The sequence below is a fragment of the Vibrio sp. TAP-3B genome (genome assembly GCF_057784735.1).
Genome location: NZ_CM173495.1, coordinates 1,439,794 through 1,465,897 on the forward strand (window position 1 = coordinate 1,439,794; position 26,104 = coordinate 1,465,897).

Sequence of the window (26,104 nt, forward strand, 5' to 3'; positions counted from 1 at the left end):
TGTTGCAGATGATTACTGGATTCTGTAATTTTACTACCAGTTATCTTTAATCAGAAATTAAGTTGTGGAGCAACTATAATGACTATCAAAGTAGGTATTAACGGTTTTGGCCGTATCGGTCGTTTCGTATTCCGTGCAGCGCAAGAACGCACTGACATTGAAGTTGTAGGTATTAACGACCTTATCGACGTAGAATACATGGCGTACATGCTTAAGTACGACTCAACTCACGGCCGTTTTAACGGTACTGTTGAAGTTGAAGGCGGTAACCTAATCGTGAACGGTAAAACAGTTCGCGTAACTGCAGAGCGCAACCCTGAAGACCTTAAGTGGGACGCAATCGGCGTTGACGTTGTTGCTGAAGCAACAGGTCTTTTCCTAACAGACGAGACTGCGCGTAAGCACATCACTGCTGGTGCGAAGAAAGTTGTTCTTACCGGCCCTTCTAAAGACGCAACTCCAATGTTCGTTAACGGCGTAAACTTTGACACTTACGCAGGCCAAGACATCGTTTCTAACGCTTCTTGTACTACTAACTGTCTAGCGCCTATCGCTAAAGTTCTTAACGACAAATTCGGTATCGAATCTGGTCTTATGACTACAGTTCACGCGACTACAGCTACTCAAAAAACTGTAGACGGTCCTTCTGCTAAAGACTGGCGTGGTGGTCGTGGTGCTTCTCAAAACATCATCCCTTCTTCAACTGGTGCAGCTAAAGCTGTAGGCGTTGTACTTCCAGAAGTAAACGGCAAGCTAACGGGTATGGCTTTCCGCGTACCTACTGCTAACGTTTCTGTTGTTGACCTTACCGTTAACCTAGTAAACGGTGCTTCTTACGAAGACATCTGTAAAGCGATGAAAGAAGCTTCTGAAGGCGAACTAAAAGGCGTTCTTGGCTACACTGAAGACGCAGTAGTTTCTCAAGATTTCATCGGTGAAGTTTGCACTTCTGTATTCGATGCTAAAGCTGGTATCGCGCTAACCGACAAATTCGTTAAAGTTGTATCTTGGTACGACAACGAAATCGGTTACTCAAACAAAGTTTTAGACCTAATCGCTCACATCTCTAAGTAATTACTTAGCTTTGAAAAAAGCGTTTAACGAAGCTTGTGTTTGAAGCATAAGATTTGAATAAAAGGCGACCATAGAGTCGCCTTTTTTGTATCTGGAATTTGATGAAAACGTTCGGCTGACTCTCACGACAACCGAGAGATGTGTCGAAATTTCATCTCTACTTGGCCATAGGAAACAGCACATGGATTTAAAAACTCTCCCAGCCCTCACCGTTCTTTCCGATAACGTTACTATTGTAGAAATCAACCAAATAAAAATGGTTCGCGTTATTCACAAGAAAGCAACAGCCGGCATCGCTCTGCATGGCGGTCATGTCGTCTCGTTCTCACCTGAAGGTCAAGAAGATCTAATTTGGATGAGCGAAAAAGCGGTTTTTGATGGTAAAACAGCACTTCGTGGTGGTATCCCCGTTTGTTGGCCTTGGTTTGGCCGTATTGCCGCTCCCGCTCATGGCTTTGCACGCACCTTTGAATGGGAACTGATTGAACATCGGGAAAATGACAATGGTGTGATTGTCGAACTTGCTCTGTTCCCGACAGAAGAAACTCACGCCATCTGGCCTCATATGTTTGATGCTCGCCTTGTAGTAGAAATAAGTGATGAACTAAAAGTCACACTTAAAATCGCGAACATTGATGATGAACCTTGGACCTTCTCTGGCGCGTTACACTCTTATTTAAACGTGGGTGACATTAGGCAAGCCCAAACCACAGGCATGGGCACTGAGTACATCGATAACCTGAAGGCTGGTGAAGTGTGTCAAGGCGGCGATTTACTTCAACTGACTGACACTATCGACCGTGTTTATACCCAACCAGAACCGCAAATCTTGGTGAACGACCCAGTATTACATCGAACCTTGAGTGTAAAAAATTACGGTCATAACTCGGCAGTACTATGGAACCCTTGGGCTGAAGGTGCACAGTCAATGGGTGATATGGCTGATAACGGTTATAAAACGATGCTGTGTGTAGAATCAGCACTGCATGCTCCAACCTTAGAACAAGGTAAAGCCCTGCAACCGGGCGAAAGCTACGAACTGGTTACTGTAATTTCGGCACTTTAATTCCCCCTAATGAAGAGCCGCAGATATCGGCTCTTTTATTTCACTTAGGGTCACTGTTTTTGATAGAATTTGCCGCCCTACTTTCTGTTCGAGATCACCATGAACTATCAATGTCCTTTATGTCATCAGCCTCTTGCATTAAAAGAAAAAATGTTCAAGTGTGAAAAAAACCATCAATTCGACCTAGCCAAAGAAGGTTATGTCAATTTGATGCCAGCACACCATAAACGCTCCAAAGATCCAGGTGATAACCAAGACATGATGCAAGCTCGTCGTCGATTTCTTGAGGGCAATTACTACGACCCAATGCGCCAAGAGGTTACGCAGCTGTGTGCCAACTATACACAAGGTACCGCTCATCAAGTATTGGATATTGGTTGTGGTGAGGGCTATTACACAGATCAAATCCAAAAAGTGATGCAGAAGCAATCGGACAATGCGGCAGTATACGGTTTGGATATTTCAAAAGTCGCTATCCGCTATGCAGCAAAACGTTACACGCATTGCCACTTTAGCGTAGCCTCCAGCCACCGGCTTCCTTTCGCCGATGAATCGCTTGATGCCATCGTACGTATTTATGCACCATGTAAAGCAGCAGAGCTACAACGCGTTGTTAGAGAGAACGGTGTGATCCTCACCGTAACGCCCGCGGGTCGCCATTTATATCAACTACGGGAACGCATTTACCAAGACGTTCGACTCCACCGTGAAGAGCTTGAAAGCATTGAAGGCTATAGGTTAGAACACCAGCAAAAGCTTAACTATATGATGGATTTAAAAGACGGCGCAGCATTCGATTTATTGCAAATGACACCGTTCGCATGGAAAGCAACTGGCGAACTTCGTGAAGAACTAAAATCCACTACACTGTTTCAATGTGAGGCAGACTTTATGCTGCATGTTTATCGCAAAAAGTCCCTATAGTAAAAGAATCGAAAAACGTAAACGTAAGTAATCCCACTTACATTGATTCACTGCTTAGCCTCTTTTAATATTACTCAGCATTTTTGGAGGCTTTTCAATGCGCTTTTCTACTTTGAGCTCGATCTTTGCAAGCTTACTCACTGGTTGTGCTGCTCATATGCCAACCGAGCCTGAGCTGATCCCAACCGATGTCACGAGCTTTTACGACTACCAATTACACTCACCTTCTGGTGAACACCTCGCTATAAACAACTTGCCAATTGAGTTGCTGCAAGCTGATGTGATCCTGATTGGCGAATGGCACACTCATGCCGGTATTCATCACTTCCAAACGGATATGCTCAAGCAGCTTTCTTTTGGCAAGCGCTCACTTGCACTATCGATGGAACAATTTACTCGCGACAAACAAAACGTTCTCGATTCTTATCTCAAAGGGGAAATTGGTGAGCAACCTTTGATCAAGCAAGCCAATGCTTGGCCAAACTACGAAAGCGATTATCGCCCTTTAATAGAATTTGCCAAGCAAGCAAACCTTCCGGTGATAGCAGCGAATGCACCGAGGCATATCGTTCGATGTATTGGTCGTTACGGCATTGATTACACCAACAAGCTAGACCCTGAAGAGCGTACTTTTATCGCAAAAGTAATCAACACAAAGACCAGCCCTTATAAAGAGAAGTTCATGGCATCAATGCATCACGGTAAGCCAGAACAAACCGAGCGACAATACGCCGCTCAAATCACTTGGGATGAGACTATGGCAGAATCTATCGTCAACTACCTCACGACCAACCCTAGAACACAAGTTATGCACGTGGCAGGAAAGTTCCACACAGAAGGTGGTTTAGGTACGGCGGCATCAATCTTAAACCGCAACCCAAGCTTAAAGGTGGTAGTGATCAGCCCAACGGCCAACGTGTTATCAAATAGCTCAGATTATCAGCTAGAAGTCTTGGCTCCACCTGCGCGATACGTGCAAGATGCAAACCGCATGGCAGCGTACGAACACCTCTCGCAACGTAACAGCCGTCTTCAATGCAAATAGCCACATAAGGTTACGTCATCAGAACCGTTTGGCACATTACCCCCTAACAACCACGGTCTGCTTTTTGCTAGTAGTTATGCCAAATAGACAGGAAGCGGCAAAACCAAGCCTATTTTTTATTCACATAGCTTTAGAAATACTTTTTGCCGCCGATATTAAATTAACGGCTTTTACCCGCACTCAGTGAACGAGTGTCGATGTTCCAAGGAGTATTCGATGAATCCAGTAGGAAGCACTTCTATTAATAGTTATGCCAATCGCTCTACAGTTTCAACTCAAGACAATATCGCCCAAGAAAAGACAAACGCTTCGCCACTTAAAATGGAGCGAAATCAAGTGACACTTTCACCTGAAGGTAAAGCGCTGCTGTCCGCCCTCCAGCAGATTGATCATGAGAGTGAACATGTAAAAGTAGAAAATAAGTCGGTCGGTGAAAAAGTCGAGTCCTTTACGCACGGTGCTCTTGGGATGGAGCATCCTACTAAGCTTGAAGAAGACGAAGACGGTTCTTACTCTGCGGGACAGTACCTTTCTGCCGCACTGACTGTTGGTGGCATCATCCTTGCGCTTGCCTAAACCTCAGCATTGTAGAATTCGAGACAACTCATAAACACATCAAAGCTTTCGATCACTAATAGCAGCGCCTCGGCCCATTTTCTTATCGGACTGCGCGATTATAACTTAAACTTTAACAAAACTAGCGCATTGAACTGTAAAGAAAACTTAGCCACAAAATATGACTTACTTAACGGATAAAAAAAGACACTCTATCAACAGAGCGCCTTTTTACATTCGTATGCTCCTTGGCTAAGCGTCTCGCTTCTCTACCATGTGCAAATGTACATCTTGTTGTGGGAAAGGAATGGAAATGCCCTCGCGGTCAAAACGCAGTTTCACCTCTTTAGTCACATCCCAATACACATCCCAATAATCATCCGTTTTAACCCAAGGACGAACGATGAAGTCGACAGAAGACGTATTCAAGGTATGCACTTTGATCATCGGCTCAGGGGAACGAAGCACCGCAGGGTGAGAAGTTACAATGTCAGACAACACCGACTCTGCTTTTAACAGGTCATCAACGTAACCAATACCAAATACCATATCCACTCGGCGAATACGTTCATGAGTTACATTCTTGATTACATCTCCCCAAATTTTGCTGTTCGGTACAATAATGATCTGGTTATCAAACGTACGAATGGTGGTGTTCACTAAACTCATATGGCTGACCTTACCATCCACACCGCCTGCGTACACAAAATCACCCACATCAAATGGACGATAAATCAAGAGCATCATGCCCGCTGCAAAATTAGACAAGGTATCTTGTAACGCAAAACCAATGATGACACCAGCAATACCGAAACCAGTTAAGATTGGCGCAAGATTTAACCCTATTTGAGACAGGCCGACCATGATACCAATCACCCACACGAATTTACCGGACATAGCGATAAAAAAGTCCTGCATTAAGTGTGAGAGCTTCAAATTCTTCGAGGCCACTGCCTTACTTACTACTGTTCGCGTTAACTTCGCTAGCCCGCGAGCAATCAGTAAAATCAGCGCAAAGACAAACAGCTGGAAAATATGCTGCGGCGCATTGTCAGCAAACCAGTCAACCGCCGAGTTTGACCAATGGCTAAGTATTGACCACACCACTTTGGTATTAAGCAAGTCATGCGTGATATTGCCCGTTACCTCAAAAATCTGGCGTTTATATTCTGAGGTTTCTAGGCCGATTTTATCTCCTATCGATATGAGTTTTCGTAGACTTTCTGTCGCAATATTCAGTCTTTGCTTAATAATAAGCTGATTGAGTTGCAACGAGGTTTTCTCTGAATCCGGACTAGACGACAGCTGCGAACTAATAACATCATTTTGTTGACTCAAGTACTCAGTAGAGGCTGACAATAAACGCATTCGTTTATCAATTTTGTCTTTTAACTCTATTTCAGCACGCTCATTCTGTACCCCTAACTCCTTTAACCACGCTAGATTTTGCCAACTAGAATCGAAGCTCACATCCAAATAATTCTGCAATTCTCGGTAGTCATTAATGAGAGCCAGCTTCTCTTCCTCTTTGGCATTATTTAGGTTTTCAACGACTTTCTTAATTTTTTCCAATAAGTAATCAGTTGCGTCCTCTGAGTAATTTTCTTGTTTTTTGACCAGCGTAATCAGCTTATCGCGTGGAATCGAACCATGCTGAATCGCAGCCTCTAGCTGGTTTCTTAGCTCTTCATTTTTTTGGAATAGTTGCAGCTGAAGTGCATCACGCTCATCGCCACTTGCCTGTGAAAGGCTCTGGGACAAGTCAATAATATCTTGGTTCAAGTTATCAATTGAGGCTTCCGCAGCGGATATTTCGGGCGCATCCTTTATCTCAATGGCACTAACAACAGAAGGGGTCACCATACTAATGATGAGTACGAATAATGTGGCCCAAGGTGTCAGGCGATTTTTCAGTAGGGATTGAAACGTCATTTTTACCTCGTAACGGACAGGTCCCGATCGGAGCGATCAAGAATTAGAATGTAAAGCCTTGAAATTATATGCTCTAAGTTTACAACACTAAATAAAAATCCGTTCAGCATTTAGTAAATTAAGCATCAACGTTCCTCAATTTTTTTAATCGATAGTCACGACTTAAGTGTTGTTCTTTTCTTATCTCCCAATAGCAAACAAGCCTTTCACTGTTTGGTGAAAGGCTTGTTTAAATTCGGCTAAGGGCGATTGGGATGATTCAACACATGGTCTTCCCAGTCCACCACATCTATCTCGTACACCACTTTGTTTCGGACACTTTCCCCTGCAGCGTGCATCGCTGATTTAGAGCCCGTAATAAGTGGATGCCACTCTGGTAAAGGTTGCTTGTCTGCCAATAGACGATAAGCACAAGTATGCGGTAACCATGTAAAGTCATTAATGTCTTCACGAGTAAGCTTGGTGCACTCTTCACCAGAAGTAAAACGGTTTGGGTAGTCCTTGCATGAACATGTTTTACTGTTTAGCCAACTACACGCCACGTTGGTGTAATAGATTTCATCCGTATCTTCATCCATCAGCTTATGCAAACAACACTTGCCACACCCATCACAGAGAGACTCCCATTCTTCTTCAGTCATCTGTTCCAACGATTTACTTTGCCAAAATGGAGTGCTCATACTTCAGGTCTCACCAACGAAATTTAGGGGCCGATTTATACTCCTCTCGTCGAAAAAGTTCAAGTTTTACGACGAGATCGCATCATGAATAACGAATGCTCGCAATATCCACTCATTTTCCTTTTACTGTTCTATCCTTAACCAAGTTTGTATTATTTTGTTAAACACTAAGGAATTAAGGAGTTTTCATGGGTATCTTTGCTTGGATAATTTTAGGCTTGATCGCCGGAGCTTTAGCGAAATGGCTCATGCCAGGAAAAGATGGTGGGGGCTGGGTTGCCACTATGTTACTTGGTATCGCGGGGGCGTTTGTTGGTGGCTTCCTGGGAGGAATCCTTGGTTTTGGTGGCGCAACAGGAGTCAACGTAGGCAGCATCCTGACTGCGACGCTTGGTGCCTTTATTTTGCTTTTTGTGTACAACCGCTTTCTTAAGTAATCTTGCTTTAAGGTAATCCAACCTAAAACAGAAGAGGTACTCAGTAGTACCCCTTCTTTTTTTAACTGCTAGCCCTTTCAATCTACGTCAAAATGACCATAATTGCTTCCTCAATTTTTAAGAGGTTTACATTATGGATTGTCGACTAGGGTGCGGAGCATGCTGCATTGCACCAAGTATCTCTTCTCCCATACCCGGTATGCCAGATGGTAAACGTGCTGGTGTTCGTTGCGTACAGCTGAACGAGGACAATCTATGTAAGCTGTTTGGCACCCCTGAGCGTCCAAAGGTTTGCCACGATTTTAAACCGTGCCCGGTTGTATGTGGCAAAACCAACCAGGAAGCACTCAACAATATCATTGAGTTAGAGCAACTGACTTAGCACAACTTTCACTTATTGGTTACCGCTCTTTGTGATGACGTCAGGGCCGTATTGGCCGCCGTTTCTGATATTGGGATGGACTCTTTGGGTATCGCCCTTTACGTGACTGCTACAGGAAAGGAGACGACGCTTTGTTGTCGCAGGCTTTTGACTTTTCGGAAGGTAATGACGATGAATGTTCAATAGGTCAAGATGGAAAACCGCTGAAGTTCAGCGGTTTTTTATTAAATCCGGTGTCGACCTAAAAGCGAATGTGACAGCGTTGTGCCATCAACGAGCTCTAGCTCGCCACCCACAGGTACACCATGCGCAATACGGCTCGCATCGACTTGGTGCACTTTACACAGCTCTGCGATGTAGTGTGCTGTAGCTTCGCCTTCAACCGTCGGGTTAGTTGCCAAAATCACCTCGGCGATATCACCGCGGCGTAAGCGATAATCAAGCACATCTAGCCCAATATCACTTGGGCCAATACCGTCTAACGGTGACAAGTGCCCCATAAGGACAAAATATCGACCTGAATATTGCCCTGTAGCTTCGACTGCTGCAATGTCTGCCGGGCTTTCTACTACACAAATTTGGCCATTTTCTTGGCGTTTTGGGTTAGTACAAATATGGCAAACGTCTTCTTCAGTGAAGGTTCGACACTCGGTGCAATGACCAACCTCAGTCATTGCCTGACTCAACGCATCTGCCAGTTGCAGACCGCCCTTTCTATCGCGCTGTAACAAATGAAAGGCCATACGTTGCGCCGACTTGGGGCCAACCCCAGGTAGACAACGTAAGGCCTCCATCAAGTGCTCCAGCATATGACTGGTTCGCATTAGAAGTCCGCTTAATTAAATAATATCAGCAGCTTAGAATGGCATCTTCATGCCTGGTGGTAGTTGCATACCACCAGTAACAGAAGCCATTCTCTCTTTTTGAGTCTCTTCTACACGACGCGCTGCATCATTGAATGCTGCAGCGATCAAATCTTCGAGCATCTCTTTGTCGTCTTCCATCAAGCTTTCATCGATGTCAACACGACGCACGCTGTGGCTACCAGTAATAGTAATTTTAACTAGGCCAGCACCAGACTCGCCAGTTATTTCCATATTCGCAATTTCTTCTTGAAGCTTTTGCATGCGATCTTGCATTTGCTGGGCCTGCTTCATTAGGTTGCCCATACCGCCTTTACCAAACATGTTTATCTCTCTGGTTTAATGAGGTGTTGCACTAATTAATGGGGTTATCACTATCGATTTTCAACCCCATTCCATTCGATTGTTAGATAGGTCGCACGCTATCTCTATCAAGCTCTGCAGCAAATCGACGTTCGATAAATTGAACATTTGGATCGTCTTCTAGGCTATTCAGAGCTTGCTGTAATTTTTCTTGATAGAGCCGATCTCTCAGTTCAAGTGGCGTTTCGCCACTCTCGCCCACTTCAATACTCAAATGACACTCTTCATCTAAAACCGAGTTGAGTGCTTTGAGTAACTCCATTTGAGCTCTATCGGTATTCAAGTGAGCCTGACTACTTCTCAATAACAAAGAAACGGTCGAGCCTTCTTTACTGTATTGTGAGTTTAGCGCAAGTTGTTCCACCAGCTTGGGGATATTCATCAAGCTGATCAACTTTGCCCACTCGTTCAGCTCTAACGACTCTTCGATGAGCTTTTGAGCCATTTCTGGCGTCTTTTCGTGCTCAAGTGCCTGCTTGAGCTGCGTAGGTGTCAGTTTCGTATTTACTTTTGTCTCAACGGGTTTACTTGGACGCCAGCGATACGCTTCCTCTACTTCAGATTCAGACTCCATGGCTTGGGGAGCTGAATTTGGCGACACCTGCGCGGAATTGTCATGCAATTGCGCTAAACGATCAATGACCGATTCTGGTTGTACAGATGCCGCTTTAGGCTTTTTTGAGCCACCACTTTGAGGAGTATTCTGTTGTAAGCCTTGACGCTGAGAGCGCAGTTGATGACGTAAGCCACTCAACCTACCCCGAGCCGGGGTTGATGTGCTCTCTTGCTCCTGCTGGGATGGCCCCTCATGCTGTGGTGCCGGATTCTCACTCATTGGCGGCGCCATGTCATAACCACTAGATTGATGGTCCGGAGCTTGTGGGGCAGGCTTAGGCTCCATTTGCGGTATATTGTGAGTTTTACTTGGCTGCGGCTGGGAAGCAGGCTGAGTTGATGCTGGTGGTACTGACGCCGGTTTGAGCTGTTCTGTACTTTGCACAGGTGCCGTTGCAGACTCAGTTTGGGCGGAAATTACGTTCGCGTCACGGTTTGATGATGGTCGAAAAGCCATCATTCGTAGCACGACCATTTCCATACCAACACGCCCGTTTGGCGATAAGGTGACATCTTCACGCCCTTTGAGTGCAATTTGATAGTAAAGTTGCACATCTTGCGGGGTGAGCGCTTTACTCAATAATTCGATTTTTCCAGCATCTGGCTGGGCGTTATCTAATGTTGATGGTAAAGCTTGATACATCGCAACACGATGTAATTGCGTCGCTACTTGCTGCAACAGCCCATCCCACTCCACACCATTGGCAGCAAACTGTTGAATTTTGTCCATCGCTTGCTGCGGCTGTTTACGGCTGATCGATTCAAGCAAATGAATGGCTTGGTCAGTATCAATGCTTCCCAGCATATGACTAACAATATCAGTGTGTACCGCGCCATTCCCCAAAGCAATCGCTTGATCGGTAAGGCTTAGAGCATCGCGCATACTGCCATCGGCCGCGTGAGAGAGCATCCCCAGAGCTTTCGATTCAGCAGAAACTTGCTCTTGCCCTAAAATGTAATCAAGTTGCTGATGAATATCATCAACGCTGATTGGCTTAAGGTGAAACTGCAGACAACGAGATAAAATCGTCACTGGCAATTTTTGTGGGTCCGTCGTCGCCAGTAAGAATTTGACGTACTCAGGAGGCTCTTCCAGCGTTTTTAAAAGCGCATTGAAAGAATGACGCGACAACATGTGTACCTCATCGATGAGATAGACTTTGAAGCGTCCACGAGCTGGCTTGTATTGCACGTTGTCTAGCAGTTCGCGAGTATCTTCAACTTTAGTACGTGATGCCGCATCAATTTCCAATAGGTCAACGAATCGACCTTCATCAATTTCACGACAAGTATCGCATTTGCCACAAGGTGTTGCGGTAATACCAGTTTCACAGTTCAACCCTTTGGCGAACAGTCTGCCGATGCTCGTTTTGCCGACGCCGCGAGTACCACTAAAAAGGTAAGCGTGGTGTAAACGGTTTTGCGCCAAGGCGTTTTCCAAAGCGGTCAGGACATGTTTCTGTCCTACAACTTGGTCAAACTGATTCGGACGCCATTTTCGCGCTAAAGCTAAATAACTCATTGAATGTATTAATGTCCTTCAAAATCGCAAATGCTGTATACGTTTAGACCTAATGCCTCTAAACGTTTATCACCACCGATTTCTGGTAGGTTAATAACGAACGCAGCGTGCTCAACTTCACCACCAAGTTGACGAATCAGCTTAGTCGTTGCTTCGATAGTGCCGCCTGTTGCAAGCAAATCATCAACAACAAGTACTTTGTCGCCCGCTACTATTGCATCAGTATGAATCTCTAGCGTATCCACGCCATATTCAAGCTCGTAAGATTGAGCAACAGTTGGACGCGGTAATTTGCCTGGCTTACGCACTGGAACAAAGCCTACCCCAAGCTCAAGCGCTAATGGCGCACCAAATAAAAAGCCACGAGCTTCAGTCCCCACAACCTTGGTAAACCCCATGTCTTTGTAACGTTCAACCATTAAATTGATCGTTGCTTGGTACGCTTTTGCATCTTCAAGAAGACTGGTGACATCACGGAAAAGGATCCCTGGTTTTGGGTAATCTTGGACGCTTTTGATGCTAGATTTGATCAGTGAAATTGTTTCTGTAGTCATAATACCGATTTACTTAGATTGGCTCATCACCCTCTATATTTTATCGCAGTATCACGAGGGCAACGAACAATAGGTTTTCATCACCATGCACTTATTTTCGTAAAGTCACAGGTGCTGAAAATACAAACGCCCACTCGAAGAGTGGGCACACTATTCTCTGCAATCTTAGTGATTTTCTTCTCGGTCAGCAACCAACTCAATCACAGGGAGACGCATAAACCACCTGAGTAAAACGATTAACATCACTAAAAGACCAATTTTCACCCAAACAAAGGGGACCATAAAAATAGAAATCATGAAACTGAGTGCAATAAAAATCGCACCACGTCGTTTTATCTTAAAAGTAACGGCCCGATGTTTATTCCAATTTTTGAGAACTGGTCCAAACGTTTTGTGGTGATGTAACCAGTGATGAAACGCTGGACTGCCACGCATAAAACAAGCGCTGGCAAGTAAAATGAAGGGGGTCGTTGGCAAGAGAGGAAGAGCTATGCCGGCAATGCCAAGCACAATAGAGAGTCCACCAACGATATTGAAGAAGTAGCGCTTAATACGAATGGTGAACTCCAGAACATAATAGCGAGATTAAAAGCCAGCGTAACCATTCATTACACGAAGCCAGGTTAACGTTGCAGGTAGTGTAGGAATTAAAAGTACTGCAATGAACCCTAAAAAGTAAAAAATATTATAAGGCTCTTTAAAATCTTTATCTGCCATGATGTATCTTCTCACTAGTTGACTTTGCTTCTCCCACCACGCAGCGTTAAATAATCGTTGCGTAAATAGGGGATTATTGTTTGCGCATGACTATACCTTAAACTGTTAACCCTAAAAACCAGAGAAAAGTAAGGTTATATATCAGTAAATACCCACTTTTCCTCGATTAAAAAACCACCCTGCAGCGCAAATACGCTGCTGGGTGGTTTTATTAAATCAGAATCAAGCAAACTAGGTATGCCGAACAATATTTAGGCTGAAACTTGACGTTCCAAGACATCCAATAGTCAACTGCCCAGACGTATTTAGTGGCAAGTCTGTGGTGATAAAGTTTTTCATGCTACCGTCACCTAAACAATTGCCCGCTGCAATATGCTGGTTATTATTTCCATCAGACCATCGGCAATCTAAGCCTGCTGGTAAAATAGATACGGTTGATGATGCCAAATCAGCCACACCAAACATCGCATTGACGGCACCAACACATTCCGAGCACTCAATTCCCTTCTCCATGATCTCTATCATATCTTTCAGATCTGCATTGAAGCTCTTCAAGTTCCGTAGATAATCATCGAATAAAGCCCGCACAAGCAATGTCGTCGCTACTCCGCCGTTTTTCTGAGAGGCTGAGTCAACTAAGTAAAAGGCAAACTGTCCATTCAACAACCAACGGTAATCAAACACGAGCGGCATGACATCAATTGATTGCAGCAGACGATACGAGCAACGCCAATCTCCTTGAGAAGTATCCTTCTCTGGTAATAAGGCATGCAGCAAATCTCTCGCTGCGCTCGGGTTCTCCTGCAAGTATTCTAAATGCCAGTGAAGCTCTTGTTCATCTGGTATCTCACCACCATCATCCACTCTAAACCACTGACTTGAGAAATCTCGTTGTTCAGAGAAATGGCTATCGGTATCTTCAAGTGTGTTATCGATCGCTTGAGATAGGTGCTTATAATTACCTATCGGTTTAGGCAGAAAATCTTTAATACCAAATCGTAATGCTTTTGCGACATCCGACATCTCATCCGTACCTGATACTACGATAAGTGGCAAGTATGGATATTCAAGGCTTACTTCTTCAACAAACTCAATACCGTCTAATACCGGCATAGATAGATCGCATAAGACAAGATCGGGCTGACACTCCCTAAGTTGTTGAAGTGCATCCAGACCGTTTTCAGCTTCTACTAATTTAAAACCCTGACTTTCTAAATAGGCATTGGTGACTTTACGAAATACCGGATCATCATCCACCAACATAATTAGTTTTTGATTAACCACTTCCTGTGCCGAGACCATTGCCGTTTGACTGTGAGTCTTAAACATACCTTTACACCTCACAAAGCTCAGTCAAAAAAACAGATTATTATTAAGTCATTATTTTTGTTGTATTTATATCTAGCGAAACGTTGCGCAGCAAGACTTGAGGCCGTTTCGCCTTGTTATAAAAAGTAGCTTGAAAACGCCGTTTATACAATATTGCGGTGAGATATAACTAAAGTAGCTCCCAATAATTTGGGATGAGCGAGATTCCGCTGCGCTATTTTCTTAACCGCGTAGCGTAACGGCGCTTAAAGTCTTACTTATTGAAGCCATTTAAGTATTACAATATTTACGCAGCGAAGTTTACTGTGTTCAAATTCAAATGATGTAACATGTTGACTTAAAGCAAACTACGATCGCAAAATTAATTATAAATTAGCCGTAATGGTAATTGAATGTGTCTGGAAATATGAAATTAGATGACTTAAACCTATTTCGACTGGTTGTCGAAAATGGGAGCTATACCGCAACTTCGCGAAAAACCATGATCCCGGTGGCAACCATCACCCGACGCATTCAAGCGCTAGAAGACTCTGTCAATCTTCGACTATTGAACCGTCATGCTCGCAAACTTTCTTTAACCGAGGCTGGAGAACGTTTTTACCATGAGTGCTCTCCTTTACTGCAAAGGTTAACGGCTGCGACTGAAGAAATCACCGATGACTGTAAAGGGGCGTCAGGGAAAATAAAGATATCTGCGCCTTATAACCTAACTAAGCGCATGATGATGCCAATGCTCAACGGATTTATGAAGCAGTACCCAGATATCAATATTGAGCTAACGACAGAAAATAACGCAGACAAGCTAGACCCGACAGAGTGGGATGTGATTTTTCGTGTTGGCCCACAACGTGACTCTAGCCTAATCGCACGCAAAATAGGTGAAGTAAAAGATATTTTGGTCGCCAGCCCTGATTACCTCACGTTAAACCCGGCGCCAAACCACGCCGAAGAGCTCTCAAACCATTCATTGTTGAAAGGCTATCCTCTCATCAAGTGGACCTTAATTAACAGTAAGGGCGAGTCTGTAGTGAATGTAGAACGCGGTCGTTTTCACGCTAATGCTCTCAATGTCGTTCGTAGCGCATGCTCGGAAGGTCTTGGTATTACGTTAATGCCAGATGTGATGATCAAAGAGTATATTGAAAGCGGCGATCTGCTGCGCGTGCTATCTGATTGGAGTGCAAACCCACGTGATATCTATATGCTGTACAACCACAAAGACCACCTGCCGGAGAAAGTACGTCTATTTATCGACTTTGTGATCGCGTACAACATCCACTAATTAAAGCTCGAAACCTACATCGTTATTGGTTTAGGTATGACAATAAAAAAGAGGCTTAACGCCTCTTTTTTTATATTTTAATAATGTTTAGCGTCGACGCCCACGCGGTGGGTAATTCGACTCATCTGATGGCTGACCGCTCAATGGTGGGATCTTTTCTTTTCCAGCCAATTTTTTCTGCAACGAAAGCATCAATTCGGCCTCTGCCTTAGGCAGTTCACACTCTTCAATAAGCTCATTTATGTCAGCACCAAGCTGTACCATTTTAGAAGCGCGACTGTACAATCGACCATCGTTGTCTGCGTGTTCTAATTCACCAATGCGCTCGTTTAAATGCTGAATAATGTCTTGTTGTTCGGTGACCTTCTGTCCAAGGCCAACCACAACAGAACGGACTTCCAGTAACTGTTTGCTAAGCTTCTGGACTTCTTTATCCGCATGCCGTGCTTGAGCACGTTGTTGACCAATTTGCTTTTGTAATCTCGAGCGAATACGCAGTTGCAACGCAAGCAATACTAAAACGATAAAAGCGACACCACCCGCTAGGAATGGTACAGATAAAAAAGTGTCTTCAGCCATGATTATTCAGCCAATTATAGGTGAGCCATCTCATCCCATTCGTCATCACTTAACAGCTTATTCAAATCGACAAGGATAAGAAGCTTACCGTCACGGTTGCTTACACCTTGGATGAACTTCGCGCTCTCGTCAGTACCGACCGAAGGAGTGGTATCAATCTCAGATGAACGTAGGTAAACCACTTCAGCCACACTATCGACTAAGATACCGATAACTTGACGTTCAGACTCAATCACAATAATCCGCGTATTGTCTGTTACCTCACCTTCTATCAGGCCAAAGCGCGAACGAGTATCGATAACCGTCACTACATTACCACGCAGATTGATGATACCCAGAACGTAATCCGGCGCACCTGGAACGGGGGCAATTTCAGTATAACGAAGCACTTCACGAACTTGCATTACGTTAATGCCGTAGGTTTCTTCTTCTAGCTGGAACGTCACCCATTGAAGAACTTCGTCGTTCGATGCATCTTTCTTCACTTCTACTTCAAAAGCTTGAGACATAGTTAATCCTCGTTAATGTCGTTCCCGACTTAAATCTAATTCATTGATTTTACATCTAAACCGGCGTTTAGCATGTTAATGAGTGCTTGGACATGAATTAAAGCACACATTTTTTCTTTTACCATGCCCGCTAGCCAAGGGCGCTTCCCCGCCTGTTCACGCCAGCGAACTTTGTCGACATTGAGAGTTTCCGTCCCCATTAACTGGTTACTGGCTAACCCCCACATGCTATCTCCAAGCATAACGACATATTGGTAATTATCTTTGTAATCGTCATCGCGAAGCTTATCTGCCATCACCCATTTAGCGGTATCGACAACATCAAATTGTTGCTCGCGATTGCTCTGTAGCCCTAGATACCAAGCGGGTTTACCAATTAAATGGTTCAGTTCCGTCATACGATGAATACCACCTAATTCATCAAGTGGCACTGCAAACGTTACGTTGTTCACATCAAAATAGAGAACTTGAAAATCTTTACTTCGCTGTGTACTTTCCCACGAGTTCGGTACCTCGGCATCCGTTGGCTTATCAACCTCTGGATCAACCTTTAATTCAACGTTGTTATCTTGCTCAATCATACCCTGAGTATCAACCCATGCTGACTGACGCTCCTCCAAAACTGGCGCTTCAATTACCCAGTCTTGTATTTCTTCCATTTTTTCGTGTTGTTGCGCCTCTGAGGAAGAAACCGGCACCTCTGGCTCCACCAATTTTACTTTTTCGGCAATATCGATGGTGTTTTGTTCCAGAATACGGTCAATGTCTAACTCGGCCACAGGGTTGCTCGCCTCAAGCTGACTCAATAGTCTTTGGACATCTTCCAGATTAGGCGCTTCTATCTCTGGTGAATAAGTGTCTCGGAATGGATAAGTGCCCGGTTCAGAATATTGCAACTGTAATTCTGGCTCTGGCTCTGGCTCTGGCTCTGGCTCTGGCTCTGGCTCTGGCTCTGGCTCTGGCTCTGGCTCTGGCTCTGGCTCTGCAGAGGATAACTCTTGAGCCAGTAAGTCAAGATCTTCTTCAAGATCAGCTACCTCAACTTCTTCGCCCAGTAATGCGCTAAAGTAGTCATCAAGCGCTTGCTCACTGGAAAGTACGTCGTTACTGCTCATCAAACGCTAGCCTCTCCAAATAAATCAGCAGTTGCTTATAGGCAAACACACCACGACTGCCTGAGGCAAAGTGCGAAGCTGGTAAGTTTTTTAAACTGGCATCACGGAACTTGGTATCAATCGGTACTGCCGATGTCCACACCTCATTTGGATAATCTTGCTTTAGCTGCATTAATGTCTGTAAAGAAGCTTTGGTACGCTTATCATACATCGTTGGCACGATGGTAACTTTAAAACCACTCGAACGAGACTTATGCATGATGGTTAACGTACGCATCATGCGTTCAAGCCCTTTCATCGCCAAAAACTCGGTTTGGACCGGAATTAAAATTCGATCGCTGGCCGCCAGTGCATTCACCATCATCACACCAAGAATCGGTGGGCAATCAATCAGCACATAGTCGTAGTCTTGCGCAACCGCTTGTAGCGCTCGTTTTAAAATCAACCCCATGCCACTGCGGTTGCCCATTACACGGTCAAGCGTCGCAAGCGACATATGCGCCGGAATGATATCCATTCCTTCCAGCTTCGTTCCCAAAATCAACGGCTTCACCGTTTCACGTGAGAACATCTTAAGTTGGAACAGGTCGAACAAACTTGTCGTTACTGCATCCGGGTCATAACCAAGATAAGTGGTCAATGATGCATGCGGGTCGGTATCCACCATCAGCACACGATACCCCTTTTGACTTAGCAAACCTGCTAATGTCACTGTTGAGGTGGTTTTGCCCACGCCACCTTTCTGGTTAGCTACACTCCAAACAATCATTATGAATCCTACGCTAGGCCAACTTCCACCAGCATGCGGTCAGCAATACGGTCGAGAGGTAAATCTTCGGAAGAGATGCCCGCTTTCGCAACCGCTTGTGGCATGCCGTAAACAACGCAGCTCTGTTCATCTTGTGCCCAGATGGTGGAACCTGCAGATTTTAACATCCGAGCCCCTTCGCGACCGTCAGCCCCCATGCCTGTCAGCACTAAAGACAGTACTTTATCGCCATATACTTTCGCGGCAGACCCAAACGTCACATCGACACAAGGTTTATAGTTCATCCGGTCACCGCCATCAATAATGCGCAAACGTGCTGCGCCAGGCCGACCATCTACCATCATCTGCTTACCACCAGGTGCTAGATACGCAACGCCCGGTTGCAATACATCACCATCTTGCGCTTCTTTGACTTGAATTCTACATAACGTATTCAAGCGACTAGCAAATGCGGCTGTAAACGTTGCTGGCATATGCTGGATTAACACGATCGGATGAGGATAGTTCGTTGGCATAACCGTCAAAATTTTTTGTAGTGCGACAGGTCCACCCGTTGATGTCCCGATCGCTGTAAGCTGATATTTCTTACCAGAAGCACGGAACTTGGTCACTGCAGATCGAGTTGGTGCTGAAGCTGCTCTTACACCTAACGAGCGCGGAGCAGTACTGGGATTTGCTGCAGGACGAGCGATTGGCCGATGCATAAAAGTACGCTTAGAGGCAATCTGAATCACTCGTTGTTGGAGCAGTGATACCGCTTCTTCACGATTACGCGCGATATCTTCAAATTTTTTCGGTAAGAAGTCCAAAGCACCCGCATCTAACGCGTCAAGTGTTGCTTTCGCGCCATCATGAGTAAGGGACGAAAACATCAGGATTGGCGTTGGTGCTGCAGCCATGATTTCACGCACAGCGGTAATGCCATCCATCACTGGCATTTCAATATCCATGGTGATGACGTCAGGCTTAAGAGATTGGGCTTTTTCTACCGCCTCTCTACCGTTCACTGCAACGTCAACCACCTCTAGGCGCGATTCTGAGTTGATGATTTCACTAACACGACGACGGAAAAAACTCGAATCATCAACGACTAGTACTTTAATCGCCATTTTATTCCTTTTAATAACGTCAGCTTAGCCTAGAGGCGTGAAGCCGCAGCGTATTGCTTAAGTAAATCAGGCACATCAAGAATCAATGCGATGTGACCATCACTGGTGATCGTCGCGCCAGCCATACCCGGCGTGCCTTGCAATAAGTTATCGAGCGGTTTAATGACCACTTCTTCTTGACCAATCAGCGTATCCACAACAAAACCAACACGTTGGCTACCAAGCTGAACAATCACCACATGACCATGACCGATGCGCTCTTCTATTCGTGGTGACTTTACCGTTAACCAATTTTGCAAGTAGAACAATGGGATAGATTTATCACGAACGATAATAGTAAGTTGACCATCCACTACGTTAGTGCGGCTTAAGTCCAAATGGAAGATTTCACTGACCGATGCCAATGGCAGAGCAAACGGGTGTCCACCCACACCAACCATTAACGTCGGTAAGATAGCTAATGTCAGTGGCACTTTGATGATGATCTTGGTGCCCTTACCAAGTTCAGAATCGATATCGATTGAACCATTGAGGGTGTTGATCGCCGTTTTCACCACATCCATGCCCACACCACGGCCAGAGATGTCAGAAATCTTATCTTTGCTTGAGAAACCAGGGGCGAAGATCAGGTTAAAACACTCTTTGTCTGTCAAACGCGCAGCAGCATCTTCATCCATCATGCCGCGTTTCACTGCGATTGCGCGAAGTTTGTTCGAGTCCATACCGCCGCCATCGTCAATGATAGCAAGTTCAATATGATCGCCTTCTTGAGAAGCAGAAAGAAGCACTTTACCCGTTCGCGATTTCCCTGCTTTCACTCGGTCATCCGGCATTTCAATACCGTGGTCAACAGAGTTACGCACTAGGTGGATCAACGGGTCGGCAAGCGCTTCAACAAGGTTTTTATCGAGATCGGTTTCTTCACCACGCATTTCTAGCACGATGTCTTTATTTAGGTTACGCGCTAAATCACGAACAACACGTGGGAAACGACCAAATACTTTCTTGATTGGCTGCATGCGCGTTTTCATTACCGCGCCCTGTAGATCGGCCGTAACCACATCGAGGTTGGACACCGCTTTTGACATTTCTTCGTCGTTGCTGTTCAAGCCAAGACTTAACAAGCGGTTACGCACTAACACAAGCTCACCAACCATGTTCATGATGGTATCGAGCGTAGAAGTGTCAACACGCACTGTCGCTTCAGCTTGAGGCTTTTTAACGACTGGCGCCGATGCCTTCGCTTCTTCTTTCACAGCGACAGGTTTAGGTTCTGTTTTTGTTGCTGGCTCTGCAGCCATTGCCGGTTCTGGCTTAGCAACAGGTTCAGGGATGATCTCTTCTGACTCGACATTTGTTGATGCTGGTTTAGTTGCCATATCAAGCTCTTCAAGCGTTGGGCCTTTCCCTGAGCCATGCAGTTCATCCAGCAACTTCTCGAACTCTTCGTCCGTCATTAAGTCGCTGTCAGTGCTTGAGGATGATGCCGGCGTTGAAGCGGGTGTTGAGCTCGCCGCCTGTGGCGATTTAGGCATTTCTTCTGCCGCAGAAGATTCAGCAGTCGATGGGCTGTTACCTGCGCCATGCAGTTCATCTAAAAGACGCTCAAATTCGTCGTCGGTGATATCATCACTTTCGAGTGCACTTGATTGTTCTGGTTCTGACGCCGCAACAGAAGCAGGTGGTATCGCGCTTGGCGCTGAGCCTTTACCATGCAGCTCATCCAGTAGCTTTTCAAATTCGTCTTGGGTAATTTCATCAACAGAACCGACACTTGAGTCTACTACTGGGGCTGCTGGCTCTTCGGTGACCGCTTCTGGAGCAACGACCGATTCTTCTGTGAGTGTTTCAACCACTTCATCTTTAGATTCTGGTTTACATAGACGGTGAAGTTCTTCAAGAAGTGCCGGATCCGCAGCTTGTAATGGTTCATGATCTTGCACGGCTCGGAACTGAGTGTTTACTGTATCCAAAGCCCTCAACATCGTATCCATCAGGCTTTGCGTCACCGTGCGTTGACCATTTCGCAATACGTCAAACACGTTCTCTGCGCCGTGGCAGGTATCTACCAGCTCAGCCAAAGAAAGGAAGCCAGCCCCACCTTTTACGGTATGGAAACCGCGAAAAATGGCATTAAGTAAGTCTTTATCTTCTGGGTTGTTTTCCAATTCAACCAACTGCTCAGATAGCAGTTCCAGAATTTCCCCAGCCTCAATGAGAAAGTCCTGAAGAATATCTTCGTCTAAATCGTAGCTCATACGTTACCTTTAAAATCCAAGACTGGACAACAAGTCATCGACTTCGTCCTGCGATGAAACCGCATCTTCTCTTAGTTCTGGATGAAGAATAGGGCCTTCAACTTCGCTTGTTTGTTTATTCTTTTTATCTGCCGGTTCTGACAAAACTTGAACCTGAACTTCAGGTTTATTGCCGGAAAACACGGTGAGAATTTCCACTAAACGGCCTTCAACTTCGTTCACCAACGTGATTACGCGACGAATAATTTGACCCGTTAAGTCTTGGAAATCTTGCGCCATGAGAATTTCAGTCAGCTGACCGCGCAACTCGGTACTGTCACCTTCGACTTGAACCAGCAGCTCATCGATACGATGACAAAGCGCTTTGAACTCGCTTAATTCGATGCGCCCATGCATAAGTTCATTCCATTGAGGACGAACTTGTTGAAGGCAATCATTTAGGTTGTCAGCGATGGGAAGGCAGCAGTCCACCGCATCCATCGTTTTGTTTGCTGCCAGCTCCGTTTTTTCGATCACGTAGTTCAGTCGGTCCCTTGCACTCGGAATTTCATCTTGCGCAATTTCGGTCATGCGTTGATCGAAGCTAAACTGCTTGAGTGAATCGTGAAGGTCTCGAGTTAACGACCCAATTTCTTGCAGCATTGGATTCTCAGTACCTTCATAAATCGAGGCAACAAGCATATTGGCTTGGTCTTGCTCGCCGCTTTCTAGCATTTGAACGAGCGATTTCGCCTGCTCTAGTGAGATCATTCTGAATAGACCCTTTTACGTTTAATTCTTATTATCACTTTGAAAACGCTAAACAAGTCATTTAACAGGCATTTAATAATTGGTACGAATGACTTGAATAACAAAGGCAAAGAGAGAGTTATAAACGTTCGAAAATTTTATCTAATTTTTCTTTTAGTGTTGCAGCAGTGAATGGCTTAACAATGTAGCCATTTACCCCTGCTTGAGCAGCTTCAATGATCTGCTCACGCTTCGCTTCAGCTGTGATCATAAGAACTGGCAGATGCTTCAATTCAGCATCCGCTCGAATGTGTCTAAGCAAATCGATGCCTTGCATACCAGGCATGTTCCAATCAGTTACAACAAAATCGAAGTCACCTTTTTTCAGCATGGGTAATGCAGTTAAACCATCGTCCGCTTCTTGAGTGTTATTGAACCCCAAGTCACGCAACAGATTTTTAACAATACGGCGCATTGTTGAGAAGTCATCAACAATAAGGATCTTCATATTTTTATTCAAAATTGCCTCCACTGAATCGTAAATCAGTGTTTTTAGTCATTTTGTGTCCACGCACTGAGCTTGGTGCGTAAACGTTGCATCGATTGACTCAGTATTTGACTTACGCGAGATTCGCTTACGCCTAATACATCGCCAATTTCTTTCAAATTGAGTTCTTCGTTATAATAAAGCGAAAGCACCAACGCTTCACGCTCTGGAAGCTGTTTGATCGATTCAACCAGTGCGTTTCGAAAGGATTCATCAGCAACCCGTTTGAATGGATTGCTCTCATCAGTTTCATCAGCAGGTGAAATCACATCATCAGAAACGCCTAAATCCTCAATTCCTACTAATTTCGAGCAGTTTATATCGGTTAGTGCACTATGATATTGATCTAGTGTCATATCGAGGTGCGCTGCTATTTCAGAATCAGTCGGATCGCGATTTAGTTCACCTTCTAGCTCCGCAACCGCTTGGTTGATCTCTCGATTATTTTTATGAACAGAACGCGGTACCCAATCGCCTTTGCGCATGTCATCTAACATGGCTCCGCGAATACGAATACCAGCATAAGTTTCAAAGCTTGCACCTTTAGAACCATCATAATTCTGCTGAGCTTCGATAAGACCTATCATGCCGGCCTGAATTAAATCCTCTACTTGGACACTTGGTGGTAAGCGGCCTAATAGGTGATGAGCAATGCGCTTAACCAACACTGAATAGCGTTCTATAAACGCTTGCTGGCTCTTAAATCTGCCATGCTGGTCATAGGTTATCGCTTTATTCACCAAAAGGGTCCTCTGCGAATTCGGTTCGATTTAGCAACCTTTCCACAAAAAACTCCAAGTGTCCACTGGGTGTTTTCGGTAGTGGCCACGTTAACGCTTTATTTGCTAGTGAGCTGATAGCTAAAGCTGCAGGTGAGCGTGGAAACGCATCAACAACAATTTTTTGTCTTTTTACAGCCTGACGTACTTTATCATCTAATGGAATACATGCGACGAGTTCAATGCTTACATTCAAGAATCGCTCTGTGACTAGCGTCAACTTTGCAAACAATTCTCGACCTTCACGGTAGCTTCTAACCATATTTGCGACAACTTTAAAGCGTTGAACTTGATGATCTTTGCTGAGTAGCTTAATTAATGCGTATGCATCAGTGATGGATGTCGGCTCATCACAAACCACAACAACCACATCTTGAGCTGCACGCGAAAAGCTAATCACCATGTCAGAAATGCCCGCAGCCGTATCAATCAGCAGGACGTCAATTTCTTCTTCAAGACCACCAAATGCTCGGATGAGCCCAGCATGTTGAGCATGTGAAAGCTCAGTCATACTTTGTGTGCCAGAAGTTGCAGGGATTATCTTGACACCATAAGGGCCTTCCACAATCGCATCTTTTAGCTCACACTCACCAGCTAGAACATGTCCTAGGTTACGTTTTGAGCGGATCCCGAGCATCACGTCTACATTGGCCAGACCTAAGTCAGCGTCAAGAACCATCACCTTCTTGCCTTGACGAGCCATACAAATTGCCAGACCCAGTGTTACGTTTGATTTCCCCACACCACCTTTGCCGCCAGTAACAGCAATCACTTTGGTCAATGATGGTTGTGTTAAGCGACGGAGGCCGCTTGCTTGATCGTGTATCATATTCTCAGTCATAGTAATCCGCCGCCTTCGAATCCTTCACTGTCACTGTTCCAAAAGTGAGGTTCATTCTCTGTCGACTTTTCTAACAGTTCATTTGCTTTCGCAAGCATATATTTTGGTTGCGCTATCACAATGTCTTCTGGCACGCGCTGACCATTAGCAATGTAAGCCACTGGCATCGCGTTTTGAATCACTACACTGATGAATTCGCCTAGACTCAATGACTCATCAAGTTTGGTCATAATACAACCCGACAGCGGAATGCGTCGGAAGTGATCCAGCGTTTCTTGTAGAACTCGACGTTGTGCGGTTGCTGGCAAAACGAGATAGCTGTGAATGACTTCTCCGCTTTCTTGCATCAGGGTATCGAGCTGTTCGGAAAGCCGCACATCTCGCTGACCCATCCCTGCCGTATCGACCAAAATCAGTCTTCTGTTTCTTAGCTGATATATAACATCGGCTAACTCGTTAGAATCTTTAGCAACTCTTACGGGACAACCCATGATTCTTCCATAAATTGAGAGCTGTTCATGTGCCCCGATACGATATGTATCAGTGGTAACAAGCGCCACATTATCGGCACCATATTCCATGGCGGCGCGTGCTGCGAGCTTAGCCACTGTCGTTGTTTTTCCGACACCTGTTGGGCCTAACAGGGCAACCACACCACCACGCTTTAAAATATCCTTTTTAGGAATCGTGATTTGATCTGCCACAAGGGACAGAAGTGCCTTCCACGCTCGTGCTGGTTGCGTATCTTCAGGAATGTAACACGCCATTTGATCGGCGAGTTCTGGAGAAACCCCCATTCGTTCTAAACGCTTGATTAGCATCGCTCTTAGCGGCTCACGGCGTTCCACTTCTTGCCACATGAGGCCTGAGACTTGGTGTTCCAACAGACGGCGAATTGACATCATCTCTTCACGCATGCTTTCAAGCTCATCCGCCGATTCTTCTCGTTCATCAGCAGGTCGACGGCGGTCATAACGCGTCGGGTCTAGCTTCGGCGTTGGACGTTCAAATCGATTGTCTTGTGCAATGAGCTTCGCCAACGGGGAATCGGGTTGATATGGCGCAGGCTTTTCTTGATTGTAACCATCGCGATGCTGGTTCTGACGCTGCAATAAAGCTGACAACGAATCTTCGTTTTCCGCAGTATGCTCATCAGAATCTGCTGCTCCGCTGCTATATTGCTTGAGCATATTGGCAAATCGCTTAGTCATTGAGCCTGATTTTTCGTTGTTACTGTGATTATTCAGGCTAATTTTGTCGTTATCTAAATTGCGGTCTCGAAAACGGTCGGCAGACGACGATGACATTTGACGATGTTCGTTATAGCGATTCGATTGAGGAGCACCACGATTCGATTGCGACGTGGCATTCGTGGAAGGCGCGTTAGATTCGCTATCTATTGCTGCGACAATTGCTACGCCCCCAGCCACTTTCTTGTTTGACATGATCACCGCTTCCGCGCCTAGCTCCTCTTTCACTTGGAGCAACGCCGCTCGCATGTCTTTGGCAAAAAATCGCTTTATTTTCAA

Annotated in this window: 28 protein-coding genes; 8 read left to right on the forward strand and 20 right to left on the reverse strand. The window is 45.1% G+C overall.

Going from position 1 to position 26,104, the window contains the following annotated elements; translation table 11 throughout:
• Positions 1-78 precede the first annotated feature (78 nt).
• The 5 genes from gap (at position 79) to AC3D28_RS06780 (ending at position 4,685) form a co-directional block, all read left to right on the forward strand.
• Positions 79-1,074 (forward strand): type I glyceraldehyde-3-phosphate dehydrogenase, encoded by a 996-nt coding sequence (gene gap / locus AC3D28_RS06760; RefSeq protein ID WP_098415143.1) that lies wholly within the window; start codon positions 79-81, stop codon positions 1,072-1,074.
• 181 nt (positions 1,075-1,255) lie between these two features.
• Positions 1,256-2,140, forward strand: coding sequence for a D-hexose-6-phosphate mutarotase (locus tag AC3D28_RS06765; protein ID WP_488535971.1), 885 nt, complete (start codon positions 1,256-1,258; stop codon positions 2,138-2,140).
• Positions 2,141-2,239: 99 nt separating this feature from the next.
• Positions 2,240-3,064, forward strand: a complete 825-nt coding sequence (rlmA, locus tag AC3D28_RS06770) for a 23S rRNA (guanine(745)-N(1))-methyltransferase (RefSeq protein ID WP_488535972.1) — start codon at positions 2,240-2,242, stop codon at positions 3,062-3,064.
• Between the two features lie 97 nt (positions 3,065-3,161).
• Entirely contained in the window at positions 3,162-4,109 is a 948-nt protein-coding gene (locus AC3D28_RS06775; protein WP_488535973.1) for a ChaN family lipoprotein, read from the forward strand.
• A 216-nt stretch (positions 4,110-4,325) separates the two neighbouring features.
• The gene (locus AC3D28_RS06780; protein WP_488535974.1) at positions 4,326-4,685 is read left to right on the forward strand and encodes a hypothetical protein; all 360 of its coding nucleotides are present in this window, start codon (positions 4,326-4,328) and stop codon (positions 4,683-4,685) included.
• A 231-nt stretch (positions 4,686-4,916) separates the two neighbouring features.
• On the opposite strand, the gene AC3D28_RS06785 is transcribed toward AC3D28_RS06780, so the two are convergent.
• Both AC3D28_RS06785 and AC3D28_RS06790 read right to left on the reverse strand, forming a co-directional pair.
• The gene (locus tag AC3D28_RS06785) at positions 4,917-6,527 is read right to left on the reverse strand and encodes a mechanosensitive ion channel domain-containing protein (RefSeq protein WP_373560842.1); all 1,611 of its coding nucleotides are present in this window, start codon (positions 6,525-6,527) and stop codon (positions 4,917-4,919) included.
• 308 nt (positions 6,528-6,835) lie between these two features.
• Positions 6,836-7,276: a YcgN family cysteine cluster protein gene (locus AC3D28_RS06790; RefSeq protein WP_488535975.1), complete on the reverse strand. Its 441-nt coding sequence runs from the start codon at positions 7,274-7,276 to the stop codon at positions 6,836-6,838.
• 188 nt (positions 7,277-7,464) lie between these two features.
• Between AC3D28_RS06790 and AC3D28_RS06795 the strand changes: the two genes are divergently transcribed.
• Positions 7,465-7,713 carry a GlsB/YeaQ/YmgE family stress response membrane protein gene (locus AC3D28_RS06795; RefSeq protein ID WP_098415136.1) on the forward strand — a complete coding sequence of 83 codons (249 nt, stop codon included), beginning with the start codon at positions 7,465-7,467 and terminating at the stop codon, positions 7,711-7,713.
• A 133-nt stretch (positions 7,714-7,846) separates the two neighbouring features.
• A complete protein-coding gene (locus AC3D28_RS06800; protein ID WP_488535976.1) occupies positions 7,847-8,095 on the forward strand; it encodes a YkgJ family cysteine cluster protein in 249 nt (82 codons plus the stop codon).
• 224 nt (positions 8,096-8,319) lie between these two features.
• Here the strand turns inward: AC3D28_RS06800 and recR are convergent, their stop codons facing one another.
• The 7 genes from recR to AC3D28_RS06835 all read right to left on the reverse strand — a co-directional run bounded on the left by recR (position 8,320) and on the right by AC3D28_RS06835 (position 14,058).
• Complete coding sequence (gene recR, locus AC3D28_RS06805) at positions 8,320-8,919, reverse strand: recombination mediator RecR (RefSeq protein WP_488535977.1); 600 nt, start codon at positions 8,917-8,919, stop codon at positions 8,320-8,322.
• 33 nt (positions 8,920-8,952) lie between these two features.
• Positions 8,953-9,282, reverse strand: a complete 330-nt coding sequence (locus tag AC3D28_RS06810; protein ID WP_098415133.1) for a YbaB/EbfC family nucleoid-associated protein — start codon at positions 9,280-9,282, stop codon at positions 8,953-8,955.
• Between the two features lie 82 nt (positions 9,283-9,364).
• Positions 9,365-11,458, reverse strand: a complete 2,094-nt coding sequence (gene dnaX / locus AC3D28_RS06815; RefSeq protein WP_488535978.1) for a DNA polymerase III subunit gamma/tau — start codon at positions 11,456-11,458, stop codon at positions 9,365-9,367.
• Between the two features lie 8 nt (positions 11,459-11,466).
• Positions 11,467-12,012 carry an adenine phosphoribosyltransferase gene (apt, locus tag AC3D28_RS06820; protein WP_488535979.1) on the reverse strand — a complete coding sequence of 182 codons (546 nt, stop codon included), beginning with the start codon at positions 12,010-12,012 and terminating at the stop codon, positions 11,467-11,469.
• A 165-nt stretch (positions 12,013-12,177) separates the two neighbouring features.
• Positions 12,178-12,582, reverse strand: coding sequence for a YbaN family protein (locus AC3D28_RS06825; protein ID WP_098415130.1), 405 nt, complete (start codon positions 12,580-12,582; stop codon positions 12,178-12,180).
• 15 nt (positions 12,583-12,597) lie between these two features.
• Positions 12,598-12,729: a hypothetical protein gene (locus AC3D28_RS06830; protein WP_005380608.1), complete on the reverse strand. Its 132-nt coding sequence runs from the start codon at positions 12,727-12,729 to the stop codon at positions 12,598-12,600.
• A 231-nt stretch (positions 12,730-12,960) separates the two neighbouring features.
• The gene (locus AC3D28_RS06835) at positions 12,961-14,058 is read right to left on the reverse strand and encodes a response regulator (RefSeq protein ID WP_488535980.1); all 1,098 of its coding nucleotides are present in this window, start codon (positions 14,056-14,058) and stop codon (positions 12,961-12,963) included.
• 406 nt (positions 14,059-14,464) lie between these two features.
• Here AC3D28_RS06835 and AC3D28_RS06840 point away from each other — a divergent pair, with 406 nt between their 5' ends.
• Positions 14,465-15,340, forward strand: a complete 876-nt coding sequence (locus AC3D28_RS06840) for a LysR family transcriptional regulator (RefSeq protein ID WP_098415128.1) — start codon at positions 14,465-14,467, stop codon at positions 15,338-15,340.
• An 87-nt stretch (positions 15,341-15,427) separates the two neighbouring features.
• Here AC3D28_RS06840 and AC3D28_RS06845 read toward each other — a convergent pair whose 3' ends face one another.
• The 11 genes from AC3D28_RS06845 to flhF form a co-directional block, all read right to left on the reverse strand.
• Positions 15,428-15,919, reverse strand: a complete 492-nt coding sequence (locus AC3D28_RS06845; protein WP_488535981.1) for a DUF2802 domain-containing protein — start codon at positions 15,917-15,919, stop codon at positions 15,428-15,430.
• Positions 15,920-15,933: 14 nt separating this feature from the next.
• The gene (locus AC3D28_RS06850) at positions 15,934-16,428 is read right to left on the reverse strand and encodes a chemotaxis protein CheW (protein WP_098415126.1); all 495 of its coding nucleotides are present in this window, start codon (positions 16,426-16,428) and stop codon (positions 15,934-15,936) included.
• Positions 16,429-16,463: 35 nt separating this feature from the next.
• Positions 16,464-17,543, reverse strand: a complete 1,080-nt coding sequence (locus AC3D28_RS06855) for a chemotaxis protein CheW (protein WP_488535982.1) — start codon at positions 17,541-17,543, stop codon at positions 16,464-16,466.
• The gene (locus AC3D28_RS06860; RefSeq protein WP_488535983.1) at positions 17,533-18,312 is read right to left on the reverse strand and encodes a ParA family protein; all 780 of its coding nucleotides are present in this window, start codon (positions 18,310-18,312) and stop codon (positions 17,533-17,535) included. The genes AC3D28_RS06855 and AC3D28_RS06860 overlap by 11 nt, the downstream gene beginning before the upstream one ends.
• An 8-nt stretch (positions 18,313-18,320) precedes the next feature.
• Positions 18,321-19,421, reverse strand: a complete 1,101-nt coding sequence (locus tag AC3D28_RS06865; protein ID WP_488535984.1) for a protein-glutamate methylesterase/protein-glutamine glutaminase — start codon at positions 19,419-19,421, stop codon at positions 18,321-18,323.
• A 29-nt stretch (positions 19,422-19,450) separates the two neighbouring features.
• Entirely contained in the window at positions 19,451-21,679 is a 2,229-nt protein-coding gene (locus AC3D28_RS06870) for a chemotaxis protein CheA (protein WP_488535985.1), read from the reverse strand.
• A 9-nt stretch (positions 21,680-21,688) separates the two neighbouring features.
• Positions 21,689-22,429 (reverse strand): protein phosphatase CheZ, encoded by a 741-nt coding sequence (locus AC3D28_RS06875; protein WP_488535986.1) that lies wholly within the window; start codon positions 22,427-22,429, stop codon positions 21,689-21,691.
• Between the two features lie 118 nt (positions 22,430-22,547).
• Complete coding sequence (gene cheY, locus AC3D28_RS06880; RefSeq protein ID WP_098415120.1) at positions 22,548-22,916, reverse strand: chemotaxis response regulator CheY; 369 nt, start codon at positions 22,914-22,916, stop codon at positions 22,548-22,550.
• 44 nt (positions 22,917-22,960) lie between these two features.
• Positions 22,961-23,695 carry an RNA polymerase sigma factor FliA gene (locus AC3D28_RS06885; RefSeq protein WP_488535987.1) on the reverse strand — a complete coding sequence of 245 codons (735 nt, stop codon included), beginning with the start codon at positions 23,693-23,695 and terminating at the stop codon, positions 22,961-22,963.
• A complete protein-coding gene (locus AC3D28_RS06890) occupies positions 23,688-24,575 on the reverse strand; it encodes a MinD/ParA family protein (protein ID WP_488535988.1) in 888 nt (295 codons plus the stop codon). Before AC3D28_RS06890 ends, AC3D28_RS06885 begins: the two co-directional genes overlap by 8 nt.
• On the reverse strand, positions 24,572-26,104 hold the full coding sequence (gene flhF, locus AC3D28_RS06895; protein WP_098415117.1) for a flagellar biosynthesis GTPase FlhF: 1,533 nt from the start codon (positions 26,102-26,104) through the stop codon (positions 24,572-24,574). The genes AC3D28_RS06890 and flhF overlap by 4 nt, the downstream gene beginning before the upstream one ends.